Annotated in this window: 11 protein-coding genes; 6 read left to right on the top strand and 5 right to left on the bottom strand. The window is 39.8% G+C overall.

What is annotated here, in order from left to right; all coding sequences use genetic code 11:
* Positions 1 to 52: 52 nt before the first annotated feature.
* A complete protein-coding gene (gene ruvA / locus ABD985_RS00870) occupies positions 53 to 664 on the bottom strand; it encodes a Holliday junction branch migration protein RuvA (protein WP_345368521.1) in 612 nt (203 codons plus the stop codon).
* 310 nt (positions 665 to 974) lie between these two features.
* Positions 975 to 2075, bottom strand: coding sequence for a DUF4837 family protein (locus ABD985_RS00875; RefSeq protein ID WP_345368522.1), 1101 nt, complete (start codon positions 2073 to 2075; stop codon positions 975 to 977).
* Between the two features lie 226 nt (positions 2076 to 2301).
* Between ABD985_RS00875 and ABD985_RS00880 the strand changes: the two genes are divergently transcribed.
* Together ABD985_RS00880 and ABD985_RS00885 are read left to right on the top strand one after the other, a co-directional pair.
* A complete protein-coding gene (locus ABD985_RS00880) occupies positions 2302 to 6411 on the top strand; it encodes a DUF445 family protein (protein WP_345368523.1) in 4110 nt (1369 codons plus the stop codon).
* 249 nt (positions 6412 to 6660) lie between these two features.
* The gene (locus ABD985_RS00885; RefSeq protein ID WP_345368524.1) at positions 6661 to 7122 is read left to right on the top strand and encodes a hypothetical protein; all 462 of its coding nucleotides are present in this window, start codon (positions 6661 to 6663) and stop codon (positions 7120 to 7122) included.
* Between the two features lie 623 nt (positions 7123 to 7745).
* Here the strand turns inward: ABD985_RS00885 and ABD985_RS00890 are convergent.
* On the bottom strand, positions 7746 to 8750 hold the full coding sequence (locus ABD985_RS00890; RefSeq protein ID WP_345368525.1) for a hypothetical protein: 1005 nt from the start codon (positions 8748 to 8750) through the stop codon (positions 7746 to 7748).
* A gap of 132 nt (positions 8751 to 8882) precedes the next feature.
* On the opposite strand from ABD985_RS00890, the gene ABD985_RS00895 reads away from it, so the two are divergent.
* From ABD985_RS00895 to ABD985_RS00910, 4 genes are all read left to right on the top strand, one after another.
* Positions 8883 to 9941 carry a flavin monoamine oxidase family protein gene (locus ABD985_RS00895; protein ID WP_345368526.1) on the top strand — a complete coding sequence of 353 codons (1059 nt, stop codon included), beginning with the start codon at positions 8883 to 8885 and terminating at the stop codon, positions 9939 to 9941.
* A 112-nt stretch (positions 9942 to 10053) separates the two neighbouring features.
* Positions 10054 to 10407 carry an SCP2 sterol-binding domain-containing protein gene (locus ABD985_RS00900; RefSeq protein ID WP_345368527.1) on the top strand — a complete coding sequence of 118 codons (354 nt, stop codon included), beginning with the start codon at positions 10054 to 10056 and terminating at the stop codon, positions 10405 to 10407.
* A 218-nt stretch (positions 10408 to 10625) separates the two neighbouring features.
* On the top strand, positions 10626 to 11606 hold the full coding sequence (locus ABD985_RS00905) for a YpdA family putative bacillithiol disulfide reductase (RefSeq protein ID WP_345368549.1): 981 nt from the start codon (positions 10626 to 10628) through the stop codon (positions 11604 to 11606).
* 90 nt (positions 11607 to 11696) lie between these two features.
* Positions 11697 to 12290 (top strand): porin family protein, encoded by a 594-nt coding sequence (locus ABD985_RS00910; RefSeq protein WP_345368528.1) that lies wholly within the window; start codon positions 11697 to 11699, stop codon positions 12288 to 12290.
* A gap of 168 nt (positions 12291 to 12458) precedes the next feature.
* Here ABD985_RS00910 and ABD985_RS00915 read toward each other — a convergent pair whose 3' ends face one another.
* The gene (locus tag ABD985_RS00915) at positions 12459 to 13322 is read right to left on the bottom strand and encodes a DUF4249 domain-containing protein (protein ID WP_345368529.1); all 864 of its coding nucleotides are present in this window, start codon (positions 13320 to 13322) and stop codon (positions 12459 to 12461) included.
* 107 nt (positions 13323 to 13429) lie between these two features.
* Positions 13430 to 15781 carry a TonB-dependent receptor gene (locus ABD985_RS00920; RefSeq protein WP_345368530.1) on the bottom strand — a complete coding sequence of 784 codons (2352 nt, stop codon included), beginning with the start codon at positions 15779 to 15781 and terminating at the stop codon, positions 13430 to 13432.
* Positions 15782 to 15807: the final 26 nt, after the last annotated feature.

The following is a 15807-nucleotide window of genomic DNA, read 5'->3' on the forward strand; positions in this document are numbered from 1 at the left end:
ACGTTCTTTTTTTTAAGTATTCAGTGTAGTAAAACTCTTCTCTATAGGCTTATTAGTTTTGCTTTAAAACTAGTTTAATCATCTCTTCTACCTTCAGTTGAGTTCCGTGTTTACGGATAACGACCTTAAGGCTTTTCTCGGCAATAGACTTTGAAAATCCTAATGCCATCAGCGCTTCCAAAGCCTGTTCCTTAGCCTCTGCAACTTCAGGAGACAGACTATTGACTAATGCTGGTTCTCCCGCTTCTTGCCCCTCTATTTGTAGTTTGACAACTTTATCTTTTAGCTCTATAATTACTCTCTGAGCAGTCTTTGCCCCTACTCCTTTTACAGATTGCACGGTCTTTACATCATCAGAAAGAATTGCCTGCTGTATCTCCAAAGGTGATAACGTCGACAAAAATGCTAATCCCGTGGAAGGTCCTACTCCAGAGATCCCTATCAGTAATAGGAAAAGTTCTTTTTCACTTTTATCTAAAAAACCATATAAGGCTTGATGATCCTCTTTTACATAAAAATGGGTAAACAACTGACACTGCTCCTCTCCTTTCAGCTTACTATATGTACTCAAAGGAATATTCACTTCGTACCCTATACCTCCAACATCGATCACAAGATAGGTTGGTGTCTTCAATGCCAGTTTTCCCTTTATATAATTGTACATAAAATTAATTAAAAAATATTAAATAATCTGTGTAAATAATTTTTCTATGATCAAATATCCATTTTCCAAGCCCACAAACCACTAATATGTTCATGATGTTTAATTGAGCTTCGCTCGTTCATAGTGTTTAGTTGTTTGTCTTTTTCTTTTATTTGAACCACTAAACACTATGAACGCAGTTGCAACGCAACTGCAATTAAACATTATGAACACTTCAGTATTGTTCATAATGTCTAATTGTCTCTTTTTCCTTCAAACAACTAAACATCATGAACGAGCGAAGCTCAATTAAACATCATGAACATACAGTCTAGTAAAGCGACTTCAGAGTCACTTCCAGCTCCCTCATGTATTCCCTTTTCTTTCTACTTGGAGCGTAGATAAAGCCTTCGATATAAAGCAAATCACTACCTTCCTTATCGGTAATTACATAACTCACAAAAGGACCACCCATGGTATTATTTTTGGTTTTCCATAATCCTTTCACTTCTACGGCATAGCGACCATCCAATGTAAGGCTTTTACTTTCTACAGGGATTTTATCTTCTGTCACCAGGTAAGTCTCATCTTTTCGCTCTGGATCTCCAAAAAGATGTGCTTTGGTAATTTCCTCTCTCCAAGCCAGGATACTGTCCAACGAGAATTGACTGGCATCTTTATATGGCTTTCGACCAACAAAGATACTGTAGTCTACATCCCTGCCTATGTGTCTCAACCAAATAAAGTCCTCTGTTTCTTCTGCTTTCTTGTAACCAGAAAATGATTTTATTTTGATCCCCACAGCATCATCCAAAAGGCGTGCCACAGAAGGGTCATTGGCTTTTTTCAGTTCACGATACACCCTATCATTTTCCTGCTCATTAAAGACTCTATTGATTTTTTGGCTATTCTCTTCCTCTCTCAAGAAGGCAATCATATCGGCTTCTGTAGGAGCAAAAACTAAGACTACTGCCTGCCCTTTGGCATAAACATTACGATTCAGCTGTATATGGGTCTTCCCCCCCTTCATGACTTTCTCAATCGCCTTATCAGAAAAATAACGCTTCATTCTTCTGGAATCATCGGAGTTAGAATCCAGGGTCGTAAACATCACAATATTACGATGCTTATTCATAAATCCATTCAACAAATCTGGACGAACCACATTCACCTTAAACATCGGTTCTGTTTGAGGCAAGGTATTGATCGGTTTTCCTACAACCTCCTCATAAACTACCTCTCCCAACTCTCCTGCCCATTGAGCAGAATCCATCACCAGTACAATTTCTCCCGCCCCACCGATGGAGCTTCCCAGGGATGACAATCGTTCTTTTTTCTTTTCCTCTTTGGTTGGTTCTTCACAGCTGTAGGCAAATAGAACAAGCGACAATACAAAAAAATACGTTACCTTTAATGTATGACTGATGCGCATAAATATATCCGTTTAAATGTTGATTCTTCAAACAATATTAACCAAGTTTCAAGAAAAGTTACAATTGATCAGGGAAATAATTAAGATTTCCTTTTGAGGCTCCATCCGATTACATGGACAGGAACAGGAATAAGTAACTGACAATTAAAACGCTAACCAAAACGAGTATTCCTTAAAGCACAATCAAGGAAAAGATGCCAATGAAAACGGCACGTAATAATCAATTATGCTATCTATACTTCTCAAAATATTTACAGGGGCCACAGTAGGCTATACCACTAATGATCTTGCACTCCGAATGCTCTTCGAAAGAGTACTAGGAATTCCTAGTGTGGTAGAGCAAACCAAGGAGGAGTTTATTGAGAATATCAGCAAACTGGTGGAGTCTGAGATTATCCATCATGACAATATTGGAAAAGAACTTCGCAAGCCAGCCTTCAAGCAAGCCATCACGGCATTATTCACAGAACTTGTACAAGAACGTATCGGGGAACAGCTTCCCGATTCCTTTAAGGTAGAGGATGTACCCGGAATAACTCCTTCATTTGAGGCGGTTACAAAACTATTATTAGAGGAAACAAAGGGACCTTTAGAAGAATGCATCTTCCTGCTATTGGAAGGGAACGTGGTCGAAGGATTTATTTCAGAAGAACAACTTCGTATTTTCAGTAGCCGATCTTTCGATATTCTATTCGAACATGCGCAAACGCAGCACCTCATCGATACGTTTGTGCAGGCCTTATGGGAAGAGGTACAACACAAACCCCTTACCTACTTCCTATCCACCACATTGACAGAAAACCTTCAAATCGGCGCACACCAACTATTTGAAGATTACCTGAACTATGTTAGCCGCAACTGGAAAGGACTAGCCCCCGAGTTTTTGGAAGTTGCAGAACTACAGCCATTACTTCGTCAGATGGCCCATACTTTCTCCCAGAAAAAACTAACAGAGCTATTAGGGAATGAACATGCAACCCAGTCGACTCGTCAGTTATCTCACATTATCTATAACCTAGTGCAAGACGACCGTCAGGAAGGACCCGTTAAAACGCTCATTGCGCAAGCACTGGATATTCTGGAGAAAGAAGATACTCCTTTATTAAAACTTTTCCCGGAAGACCTTCAAGACAAGCTGACTTCTTTTATCAGAAGTAAACTTCCTTCCGTTTTAAATGTATTAATACAATGGATCGGGGAGCATAAAGAGGAAATCGATCACATGATCAACCATGCGTTCTATGCCAATAGTAGCCGCATCGGGGGATGGGTCATGTATATCTTTGTAGAAAGTGTCAGTGAACGCTTCAAGATCGTAGATGAAATTATTCATATCACCAAGGAGCACACACAAGGTGACAAATCCATAAAGCTAGCCGAGAAAGGAACAGAAACAATCATCTCCTTTTTCCAGACCAATAGTATTGGCCATATCATTAAGTTCTTTGGGAAAGCATCCTTGACGGATCAACTCTACCTTACCATCCGAAAGGTGATTACACCGGAAATTGTTGCCGAAACGCTTTCCTCACAACAGTCTTTATTGGAGTCAAAAGTCAACGATCTATGGAATGAGCAATTACAGGAAAAGCATATTGCCCTGCTCCTTGACTTTGTAAAGCAATCCTCTGGTATGGAAACGCTAATCAAGCAAGACTTTATCAAGGAGTCTGGGGAGCGTTTCATCACGAACCAACTACTAAGGCTATTACATCGCCCAGTCGATAGTCTTTTCAGTAAAGCTTTGGTGCGCAAAAAATCCTCTCAACTAGAAAAGAACTTACTGGGTGCCTTGCAACAAAGAAGAAGTAAAGGTATACAAGCTATCCTTACGCTCATCAAAGAGAAGGTTACTCCAAAGAACTGGAGCTACTTTATTCAGGCAAAACAGTTACAAGGACGCAAAGAGCAATGGCTATTCACCCTTAAAAAATTTATTGACGACAAATGGCAAGCCTTTCGTTCTTCCCCCGTGATCGAACTGATACACCCTTTCACCCAACGTCCAGATTTACCAGAAACACTTGCTGATGGCATCATAGGGTATACCGACAGAAACCTCTATAAGTTGATGGAAGGGCAAGTGAGCGGTATGGTCAAGGAGAGCTTGCAACTCAAGCACCAGGAGCTTCCAGAAATGGTCAAGGGATTTATGGGAAGCAACATGAAGCCCATTACCTACTTTGGCGCTTTACTGGGAGCCATTGCTGGAGGACTGACCTGGCTTATCCCTCATCAAGGAGAACTTACCATGCAAATGATGGGGATAAGTGCTACCGTATTTGGCATCACGGGATTGGGCACTAACTGGTTGGCGATCCGAATGGTCTTTCGTCCCTATAATGCTAAATATTTTATGGGGATACGCATCCCTTTTACTCCTGGGATCATGGCCAAGAACAAGCAGAACTTCGCCGACCAGATGGGAAAATTCGTAGGCAAAGAACTACTCAATGAAGCGTCTGTAGGAGAAGGACTACAACGAAAATTACAAGAAGCCGCTCCTATTGTTAAGGAAAAGCTTTCTCAAAGGGACTTCTTCCTTACCAATAAACTAATTATCAGCGACAAGAAAGCTATTAGTCAAAAAGCAGGAGAGTTTCTTAGTGAATATCTTCAGGATTCCAGTGCACTAATCGCAAAAGAGGTGATTCGCCTACTACATCAGGAAGAGGATAAGATCGCGAAAGAAGATCTTCCTGCCATGAAAGAAAAATTACTGGAAATCACCCAGTACCAGCGCCTCAACAACAATATATCAGCTATTCTAGCAGAGCAACTGACCAAAGTGGCCAAATCAACGGACCCTATGACTTCTTGGATGCCTGAGGAAGTGGTAGAAGCACTAAGCAAGCAGCTGGAAAGAGGAATCGGTAAATACCTCAACAATAATCCTTTGACTACGGAGGGATGGCTTCAATATACTGAACGTACCATCATTCGCATTTTCCAGAAATATGAAAATGTACCTTTAAAAGAAACGCCATTTATCAAGCAAAATGAAACACTTATCTATGACACCTTCTGGAGTTTTATAGAAAAGCAAATACAGGAAGGAAGTATAGAGCAATACCTATTGCGTTATATCCATCAACAGATTCAACATTTTCTGGAAAGTGAGCAAAATATTGCCCAAACCTTGCAAGGCAAGATCTTCAAGCGTTTTCAGGAGGCACTCCCTAGTCTATTTGATTATGTACTGACCACCCTAAGTCGTACCGTAGCCAAAGAGATGCCTAAAATTCAGGAGGAAATTTACCGTACCGCCTATGAGAAAAGACGTTTAGTATTCTTATATGAAGGCACTATTAAACGCTCTACCAAAAGTCTTCTGGAAGATGAGGTTCCTTCTTTTATCCGCCTGCATCAAAAGGAAATCATTCAAATGTTGCAGGAGCAGGTACTCAAGATCAGTCAAGAAAGCAGATTGGAAGACCTAGGGGTTACACTGGAGCAAGAGGCCATACAGCAAACCCTCAAAAAGATCATGCACAACCCGAACGTATTAGAAGGGGCCAAGCGCTTCTATCAGGAAATGGTCTCCAAAATTTTGCTCCTTACGCCAAAAGATTTGGTCGCTGCCAGTCAAACCACCGAGAAGAGCGTTGCTTCTCATTTGGTACAACTCATGGAAGCAGAACTGCTTACCGTAGAGCAGCATTGGAAGTACTTGATTCATGAACAAAAAGAGCCTCGCTTCCATCAGTTTATACAAAAGCACGTTGGCGGTACGGTGAAAGAGCTTCTAGGACAGCATGAACTAAGGCATTACCTTAATTACATGTCTGATGAATCCTTGGAAACCAGTATTCGCTACACCTTGCAAAGGATGACACAGACCAAAGCCTTTGACAATAGTAAGATTGCTATTTTGGAACACTTACTGTTACAAATTCAACACCATGGGTTTGAAACGGTCATCGATAAAGTTCTACTAGAGAAAGACCTCCAAAAAGGCCTTACACAATTATTAAAGCTGCCCCACAACCAACAACTGATTCAACAAAAGGTTAGTGAGGTTATTCAAGCTATTTTGGAAAAGGCCAACAATGCCCTTACGCCAGACCTTAAACACTTCCTATTGGAAACCATGGTCAATGCAGGCGTATCTGCCGCTACTCCTAATATTGGTAAACTGGTAGGAAGTATTGACTTTAAGGGCATCGTTATCCAAGAAATCAACCAGATGGACAATGCTAAAATCGAGGAACTATTTTATGGGTTTGCAGGGGTATACTTCCAGCGCCTGATCCTGTATGGATTATTATTGGGATTACCTTTGGGACTATTATTGGATAGTGGACTGGAAGCTTTGTTGGAGAAGATGATGGATTGAGTGGTGAGCAGTGAGCAGTGAGCAGTGAGCAAATTTTCAAATGGTAAGTGATAAGCAACAATCTGAAATTGATGAAGTATACGTACAAAGGAAAAGGTGTCATAAAGCTTCTATTAATGTTGCCCCTTCAAAGTTGTTTGATCCTAGGAATATTGAGTTTATAGAGAGACGAGAGGAGTATTTAGATACTCATGGTGGAGATTAGAGAAACCTAATAATTGATGATTCTAAAACAATACGAGATTAACAATGGAAGATATAATTAAAAATACTATAAGTAATTACATAATAGATGAAGTAAAAGAAATCAATCTAAGTGAAAAAAGTGAGCTAATTTCTATTATATGTCAAGATTTCATCAATAGTAGGCAAGTAAAAAAAGCAATTAATAAAATCAAGAAAAATGAATTCTACCTTGAGAGTGAATTGCAATGTGATATTATTGAAGAGCTAGAAGAAGTTTTAGAAGATCTACAATGGAAGGAGTCAAAAAAAGGACTGTACGTTTTAACTATAAATAAATGGCTTGATTCTTTTCGAGATGAATTTAATACAATAGATAAATATCAATCTGTTTATTTAGGTGGACATTCATCAATAAATTGTATTTACGTAACAGGAAAATTACCAGATAAAGACAGAGGTGAACTAGTACAGTATCTGAAAGTGAAAAATCCACCTTTCAAAATAAAATTAGACTTGAAAGATTAGTTTAATATCCCTCGTACACAATATTTCCGAATAGGCGATACCAATGGAAGGCTAACTATATTTACTAGCCTTCCATTTTTCATATAAAGTACGTTGGTGCAAGGAGTACAGTCCTACAAAGTCTTTTCAATATAATACCAAATCCCATTTATGGACGCCATGTAATGGTATAAACAATTATAGCGGTGGGTGCGGACTGCAGGTCTTTCAACCCATCGTCTGCGTAGGAATAGTACTTATTAAAAGGTGAATAATGAATATCAAAAATTGGGATGATGATTGTTTTTATTGATTTGTAGACGCACCCGACGGGGATGCGTTCACTTACCGTGCCTCACGAACCTTACGGTTCATTTTTTATAATCACGATTGAAAATATGATTCGATTATTTCCAATAAACCGATAGATCGGTACACTCCTAGAGAAGATCACCCGTTACACGGCGTCCCCGTCGGATGATCCTACAATATTACCTATTCCTTTTGACCCAATCCTGTCTGTGTCTGTAGGGGCATTCCTGCAGGAATGCCCCTACAGACACAGACAGGATTGGGGTTTATATGGCCCCCTCCCCCATTCACGCAAAGCGTCTCCAAATAAGCAATCACCAATAAGCCTATAGCTATTCTTTAACAACCGCCTTTACAAACTCCTCTTTCTGATCAATATGCAGCATAAGAATATCGCATTGCTTTTGGATACCGTATGCTTTTTCTACGACCTGAGGGGTTTTAAAATGCAGAATCAAATTGTGACTCTCTAGCCCTGGTAATAAGGCAAACTGCTCAATAGATCGTTCTTCATCTTCCAATCTTTTGGAAGTAGTTTCGATTTTCTCGATCGCATCTAAAGGAATCCGCATATCTCCGAACAATCCCAATTTTAAAATAATCACATCTGAAGTAATTTCCGTATGTCTCATACGAAGGGCTTTTAAATGGGCAAACAACTGTACCGCAGTGTAGATGCTCAGTATAGAAAGCACCCAGGCAACGATCGTGCTCCATCTTGCGATTAGAAGGTGAAGGGCAAACGTTTCTACCAATAAGATTATGAACAAGATCACCAGCAAAGCCGTCACCCCATTCTTTTGGTAACTTGTGAAAGTATTGGATTTTTTTTCAGGAGAGCGCCAAGCCAATAAGGCATAATAAAAAGCACCTATTTCCATCGCCATCACTTTTCCGAGTTTGGTACTGCCGGTAATCTGAATCGTCGCTTGCTTAATGTTTTCATAGACGTCTGCGGTCTTATTTCCTTTGGCATGTATAATTCCCTTACGCACTTTGTAGGCAACCACAGCAACCACCAATAATTCAACCACCGGGAACAAATAGGTTTTGAAAAGGTTCAAGGGCCCTTGCTGCTGTACTGGAATCAATAACGTACCGATCACTAATCCAGCAATTAGAAAGGGCATAACGGATAGTTTAGAAATAGATTTTTTCCGAATCAAGAACAAATAAAGCAATGGAACGGTTAGTGTAAGATCATAAGTCACTCCAATCGCCATGGTTGGATGTGTTAGCATTAGCGAACTATAGGCTAACCCTGCAGAAACCAGCAGTAAGGTTAGTGGAATGATAAAATGCAACGGAAGTTTGTTGAGTATATAATTGTTTGTCATGGTGATAGTTGCTAAAGTGAAAAATCTTTTCAGTTAAAGGCAAGATAACAATTATTTATCAATGGACGGTGCCGTGAGCAGTGAGCAAATTATTTAAACGATAAGCGATAAAAGATAACCGGTCAACGGCATATGAAAACAATTATAGTTGGAGGAGGATTAACAGGACTAGTTACTGCCTATTCCTTAAAAAAAGCAGGTATAGAAGATTTCTTGATTTTGGAAGCTCAAGATCGTCTGGGAGGACGTGTAAAAACAATATTTCATGAGGGCCATCTCCCTGTAGAAATGGGACCTACTTGGGTACACCACAACCACTATGAATTACTGAATTTACTTAAAGAACTAGATATCCCTGCATTCCCACAATTTGACCAAGGAACTGCTCGCTACCAAATGATGGGGCAGGTACAATCTTTTGTTCCTCCTGCTGGACAGGCTCCTAGTTATCGTATAGGAGGAGGAAGTGAAATAGTCACCCAGAAATTAAGTGAATCTCTAACGAGCAAGCAATATCGTCTATCCACTCAAGTTACTTCCATTCGGGAAGAGGATGATCACCACTTGTTATTAATGGACAATAAAGGAAACGAGTACCGTGCGAATACCGTCATCTTCACAATCCCTCCAAAATTTGCGTTACAAACAGTCGCATTCACTCCTGCCCTTCCAGAGGATTTGCAATACCTGATGAAGTCTACGTACACATGGATGAGTTCCTACATCAAAAGTGCAGTAGTCTATAAAACACCTTTTTGGAAAGAAAAAGGATTCTCCGGTATGGCCTTTAGTCAGGAAGGCCCAATGGCTGAACTATATGACCATACCGATATCCAGGAAGAAGGATATGCCTTGCAGGGTTTTGTCAGCATGATCCCCAAGTACATGCAAATGACAAAAGAAGAAAGAGAGCAAGCAGTAATTCAACAATTGGTACAATTCTTTGGGAAAGAAGCAGAAGACTACCTCTCTTATTATGAAAAAGATTGGTCCAAGGACCCACATTCTGCTGTTCCTAACGATACACTTGCTCCATCCAAACATCTTTATGGACATCTCCTTTATCAAAAAAATTATTTAAATGGTAAATTGCGCTTTAGCTGTACAGAAACCTCTCCGGAAAATGGGGGTTTTATGGAAGGGGCTGTACTTGCAGGAAAAGAGGCCGCTAATTTTGTTCAAAATGTTTAGTTGAGCTTCGCTCGTTCATCATGTTTAGTTGATTTATATTAATCATCTATACGTCATTCAACTAAACATTTTGAACGAGCGAAGCTCAACTAAACAAATCAACAAGAATATTATGACAGACACGACACTACAAGATTTAATTAACTCTTTCCAAGTACGCTTTCTATCAGGAAAAGCGGAAGGCAAGAACTTTACGATGCAATTTGATATTACGGGAGAAGGAGGAAACCCCTTTACGGTAATGGTTAAGGATGGAACGCTATTCGTCACCGAAAGCTTAATTGGGGATCCGGACTGTATATTGACAGCTTCAGTAGAAGATTATATTGCTATTGAAACGGGAGCGCAAAATCCTATGATGGCGATCCTATCCGGTAAGGTAAAAGTAAGCAATGCCCTAAAGCTCCCTGAGTTTACCGGACTTTTCAGAGGGTATGTATCGGTGAAAAATGATGGCCTGTGTTAGGTTAAATCGGTTATCGGTTATCGGTTATCGGTTATCGGTTATCGGTTATCGGTTATCGGTTATCGGTTAAGAAAGTTATTTCTGCCTTGGACGGCATCCAATAATCAGTCAATGTTTTTAAACGATAAGCGATAAGCAATAACCGATAAACCAAATTAGCGTACCTTTGTAATTCACAAACTTCAGCAAACACCACTAAATAATTTACTTGTCTTATGATGCTTGATGTATTGATTGTAGGAGGCGGCCCTATTGGTATGGCTGCGGGAATAGAAGCAGAAAAAAAAGGACTAAGCTATGTCATCCTTGAAAAAGGGTGCCTGGTAAACTCTCTCTATAATTACCCTACCAATATGACGTTCTTCTCCACTTCTGAAAAACTAGAGATTGGAGATGTACCGTTCATTTCTCACAACCCTCGTCCCACCCGACAGGAAGCACTAGAGTATTACCGTAGAGTGCAAACCAAATGGAACCTTCAAATGAAATTATTTGAAGGAGTAACGGGGATTAAGAGGTTGGAAGAAGAAGATGCCTACCACGTACACACCTCTAAGGCTACTTATAAAGCACACAGTATAGTAATTGCTACAGGGTTCTTTGATTTCCCCAACATGATGAATGTAGAAGGTGAAGAGCTTCCTAAAGTCAAGCATTATTACGATGATCCCCACCTATATGCTTTCTCCAATGTTTGCGTGATCGGTGGTGCCAACTCTGCTATTGACGCCGCTTTACAAACCTACCGTAAAGGGGCTAATGTTACCCTGGTCCTCCGTGAAAACGAGATTAGTCCAAGAGTTAAGTACTGGGTAAAACCCGATATTGAAAACCGTATCGAAGAAGGAAGTATCAAGGCCTATTTCAATGCATCGGTAGAAGCGATCACGGAGAATACTATTTTGATCAATACCGAAAACGGAGAAACTGTCACTCTGGATAATGACTTTGTGTTAGCAATGACCGGCTATCAACCTGACTTTTCATTTCTGAAAAATATAGGCGTAACAATTAGTGATGATGAGTTCAAAACGCCTACACACGATACAGAAACATACGAAACCAACCTCTCCAATCTCTATTTGGCTGGTGTCGTTTGTGGTGGAATGAAAACGAGTACTTGGTTTATAGAAAACTCTCGGGTACACGCAGAAAAGGTGATTGAAAACATCTATCAAAAGCGAATGCAGCTTAGTTAATTGGATATTGGTACGGTAATCGTATAACAATTCATGAATAATGGTTACATTTACTTTTGAATTTCGATTAGCGAACCAAAACCAAATAACATGAGATTTCTTTTTTTGCTTTTAATTACCTCATGCATCACCTTTAGTAGTTATGGACAGGGAATTATGGTGGGAGGAAGAGCAGGTGTCAATTTTGGAACCATGACTCATCCTACACTCAACCTTACTCCTGATGTCGGCATAGAAGCCGGAATCATATTTGAAGCAGCGACTAGCAGAATCTTCTCCTTACAGCCGGAGGTCAATCTGGTACTGCACAGGACCATGACCGGAGGAGAAAAAATCAATATGACCTATGTGGATGTACCTATCCTATTTAAGTTTAGTACCGGCAATAAATGGCGTCTTTTTGCTAATGTAGGTCCTACGGTTTCTTTACTATTGAATGTAGACGGAAATGCCGCCTATACTCCATTTGGCGTAGCAGCATCGGAAGCAAATGCTGACCTCAACTGGTATGACTATTACCGTGAACGTAATATCGGTCTAACAGCTGGGTTGGGTTTTGCTGTAGATAATTTCCTGTTAGAAGGTAGATATATGCTAGGAGGAAGTAATCTTAGTGCTGTAGAAGATATTACCATTACCACTAGCCGATTTAATATGACGGCAGCTTACATATTGGTCTTCTAAAGAACTTGTTCATCTTGTTCAGATACTGGTCGTAGCGTCCACGCTACGACCTAAAGGCATTTTTACCGAGCGTCCACGCTCGGGTGCTATGAATTAAAGCTTCAATCTTATCGACTATAATATCAACTAACAAACGCCGTGTAGCGGTATGAACAATTATAACATCTATCAATTATTAAAGTTGTAAGCTGCAAAAATTCCCCCACCCCCTTGAATGTTGGTATACATTCTAGGCTTTTCTGCCACATAGATCATATCCTTTCTAAGCTCAGCCAATGCTTTATGGTAATTGATATAATGAGAGGAAGCACTTCCTACATAAAAATATTTCTGATCTGCTCGGCTAACTGCAAAATTCCCACCAGAAAAGTGTAAGGATAAGGTCTCTCCATCCATTCCTTTGTCTGAAATATACAGACGATAATCCAACTCAAAAGTATCCAAAATATCCTCCTCTAATAAGTTTGTATAATAGTTCTCATAATAAGAGTACTCACTACTATCCACTACTGAAATACCTGTAGAAAACGTTTCAAATAAGATGAAATAGTGATTCTCTTGCCCTTTTGGATCAATGATTTCTACGTGATACGCATCCACTTCATTACCATACTCATCAGTGATCTTAGTCTTCCCATGATACTCCATATCAGGAGGTAAAGGAACCTGATCCTCAGCTTCTATGGTACCAAAATCCTTGGTTTCTATTTTGAGACGATAAGTTTTACCGGGAGAAGGTTTCTTTGGACTTCTATAATACCCCTTTTCGCTATACTCCAATTGTGTATAGAATTCTCCATTCTCAAAAATATTCACTTCTGCATCTGTAATCCAATAACTGGAATCTATATCTACTATTCTCCTCGTGCTATTTGAAAGAGGTTCTGACAAAGATAGATGAAGTTTCCAGGTGCTATCCGGATGGAATAAACATCCTACTACTGGAGTAGGAACATAAGCATCTTCTTCAAAAAGGAGTGTTGTGATACAGCTTGTAAAAAATAGCAAGAAAGCAATAACTATAAATTTCATCGTGTGAATTTTGGGTAATATTATATAGAGATCGGTATTGTCAATAGGAAGAATATCGTTTCGATTAACGGGCTTCGGACGTGCCAATGGCACGTCCCTACAGTATTTTAAATTTTGAATTGATAACTAACAAAAGGCATCACTTGGAAGGCAGAAGTCATACGAATCCCATCATCTTGTATTTCATAGAGAAAGGCATTTTTTTGATTATAAGCATTATAAGCGCCAATACTCCAAACCCTTTTACGTCCCCTTGATTTGTTTTTGATAAACTGAATACTAATATCCAAACGATGATAAGCGGGTGCTTCAAAATTATTTTCAGAAGAAGGTACCACCGCCGGATCATATGGATGGGTATATTCAGAATCCGTCTCATTATATTGTGGGTATGAAGAAGTAGGGATTGTCAGCCAAATCCCTGAACGATATACCCAGCCTACATTAAGTTTAAATCGGTCGTTAGGATTATAGGTCGCTTGCAAAAACACATCGTGTTTTCTTCCATATTTAAAAGGATAAGGATTGCCTTGATTAACTTCTTCATAAGCTCTCTCCGAATGCAGATAAGTATACGCCAGACTCCCGGTTATTTTCCCGACAGTTTTCTTTATCGAAGACTCTATCCCATAGGCTTTACCTTCTCCAATAATCACTCCTTCTCTCCAATTCTCCTGCCCCTCCACTAAAAGTTCAGAGTCTGGCCCGTATGTTAGGAAAGCCCCCAGAAAATCAAAGGCTTGCTGAAAGCGAATCGTATTTTCCATTTGCTTATAAAATACTTCCGTACTCCATTGCCAACCTTTCCCCCAATGTGTAAAAACACCTCCACTCCACTGATCTGCTTTTTCTGGCAATAATGTTCGGTCCGATGGCACCCAAATATCGGTAGGCATTCCGGAAGCAGGACTAGTCAGTAAATGATCATATTGTACCATTCGGTTATAGCTGAACTTGGCAGACCATCTTTCAGCTAAAAGCAAACTCAAGGCGACACGAGGCTGTGTACTAAGAAACACCGTGTCCTGAGCAACATACATTGCCTGATGCAATCCCACATTCATAGATAACCACTTCGTTAGTTGTATTTGGTTTTCTATAAACAACGTATTTTCCATATTGGAAATCTTCTCCTGAAAGTTATTGTCTTTTGTGCTATCAGATATTATGAGCGCACTTGCATTAGGACGATAGGTTTTTCCTCCCACTTTAATTCCTCCTGTAATCTGATGATTGTTGCTGGGATAATAAGACAAGACTGATTTGATCCCATAATCTTGCAGGCCAGAGGCATATTTACTTATCCGTGTTATCTTTTGGAATTCATCATCTCCTATAGGTACTTGAATGACAGCTTCGTTGTCCGTACTCAACTTGAAATGACTAAAATATGCCGTGGTATTTTTAAATAATATGGGGGATAATTGAGAAGCCCATCGTAAAGAAGAAGTGATGTTTCCCCATTTCAAAGCAAATTCCTGTGCTTTACCCTGCCTTTCAACAGTCGTCCGAAATGCATTCGTATCCTGTCCGGTATAGACTGCTGCATACACTCGATTCTTTTTGGATAGATCGTAATTCATCTTGAAATTCAAATCATAAAAATGAAAATCTCCAGAAGCACCCCCTCCCAATGCCTGAACTCCCCTAATTAACAAAGGAATTGGAGTAGTTCTACCCGACAGTAAAAAAGAGCTCTTTTGACTTAAGGGACCATCAACAGTCAACTTAGTGGATAACAATCCAATATCTCCTTGATAGTGAACTCGCTCTTTATTGCCTTCCTTCAAGTGAATATCTACAACGGAAGATAGACGCCCCGCATATTGCGCAGAAAAACCTCCTTTCCATACCTGTACGTCCTTGATGGCATCAGGATTAAACGCAGATAGAAACCCCATCAGATGAGCAGTATTATAAACGGGGACATCATCCAATAAAATCAAGTTCTGCCCTGCATCTCCCCCTCTTACGAAAAAGGAGCCTGTGTTCTCCAACCCTCCTTGGATACCCGGCAAAAGTTGTATTGTCTTTAATACATCGACTTCCCCCAATAACTGTGGAGAAAGGTTTCTGATTTCCTCAACGCTGACTCTATCCACAGTACTTGGCGTGTATAAAAAATCCGACTGTGTTGCACTTACCTCTACTTCTTCAAGGGTCTTTACATAAGGACGCATATTGATATCCTTTTGTAAGTCTTCTTCCTTGCTTTTAATCTCTTCATGAAAGGATGCATAACCTATTGCAGTAACAGAAAGCTGAGAGAGACTGTCTTTCAGCTGTATAGAATAATATCCATAGCTATTGGAAAGGGTTATCAATTGTCCATTCAATAGAATATGTGCCCCGATAATAGGCTCTTCGCTACGATCTTTAATATATCCTGAAAGGGTGGTTTGGGCTATACTATTAGAAGAGAATGATAATAACAGAAACAGTAAAAAGTGGTATTTCATAAAATGGTATTGTCAAGATCTGGATT

Origin of the sequence: Algivirga pacifica (genome assembly GCF_039543525.1) — a bacterium.
Taxonomy (GTDB): Bacteria; Bacteroidota; Bacteroidia; order Cytophagales; family Flammeovirgaceae; genus Algivirga; species Algivirga pacifica.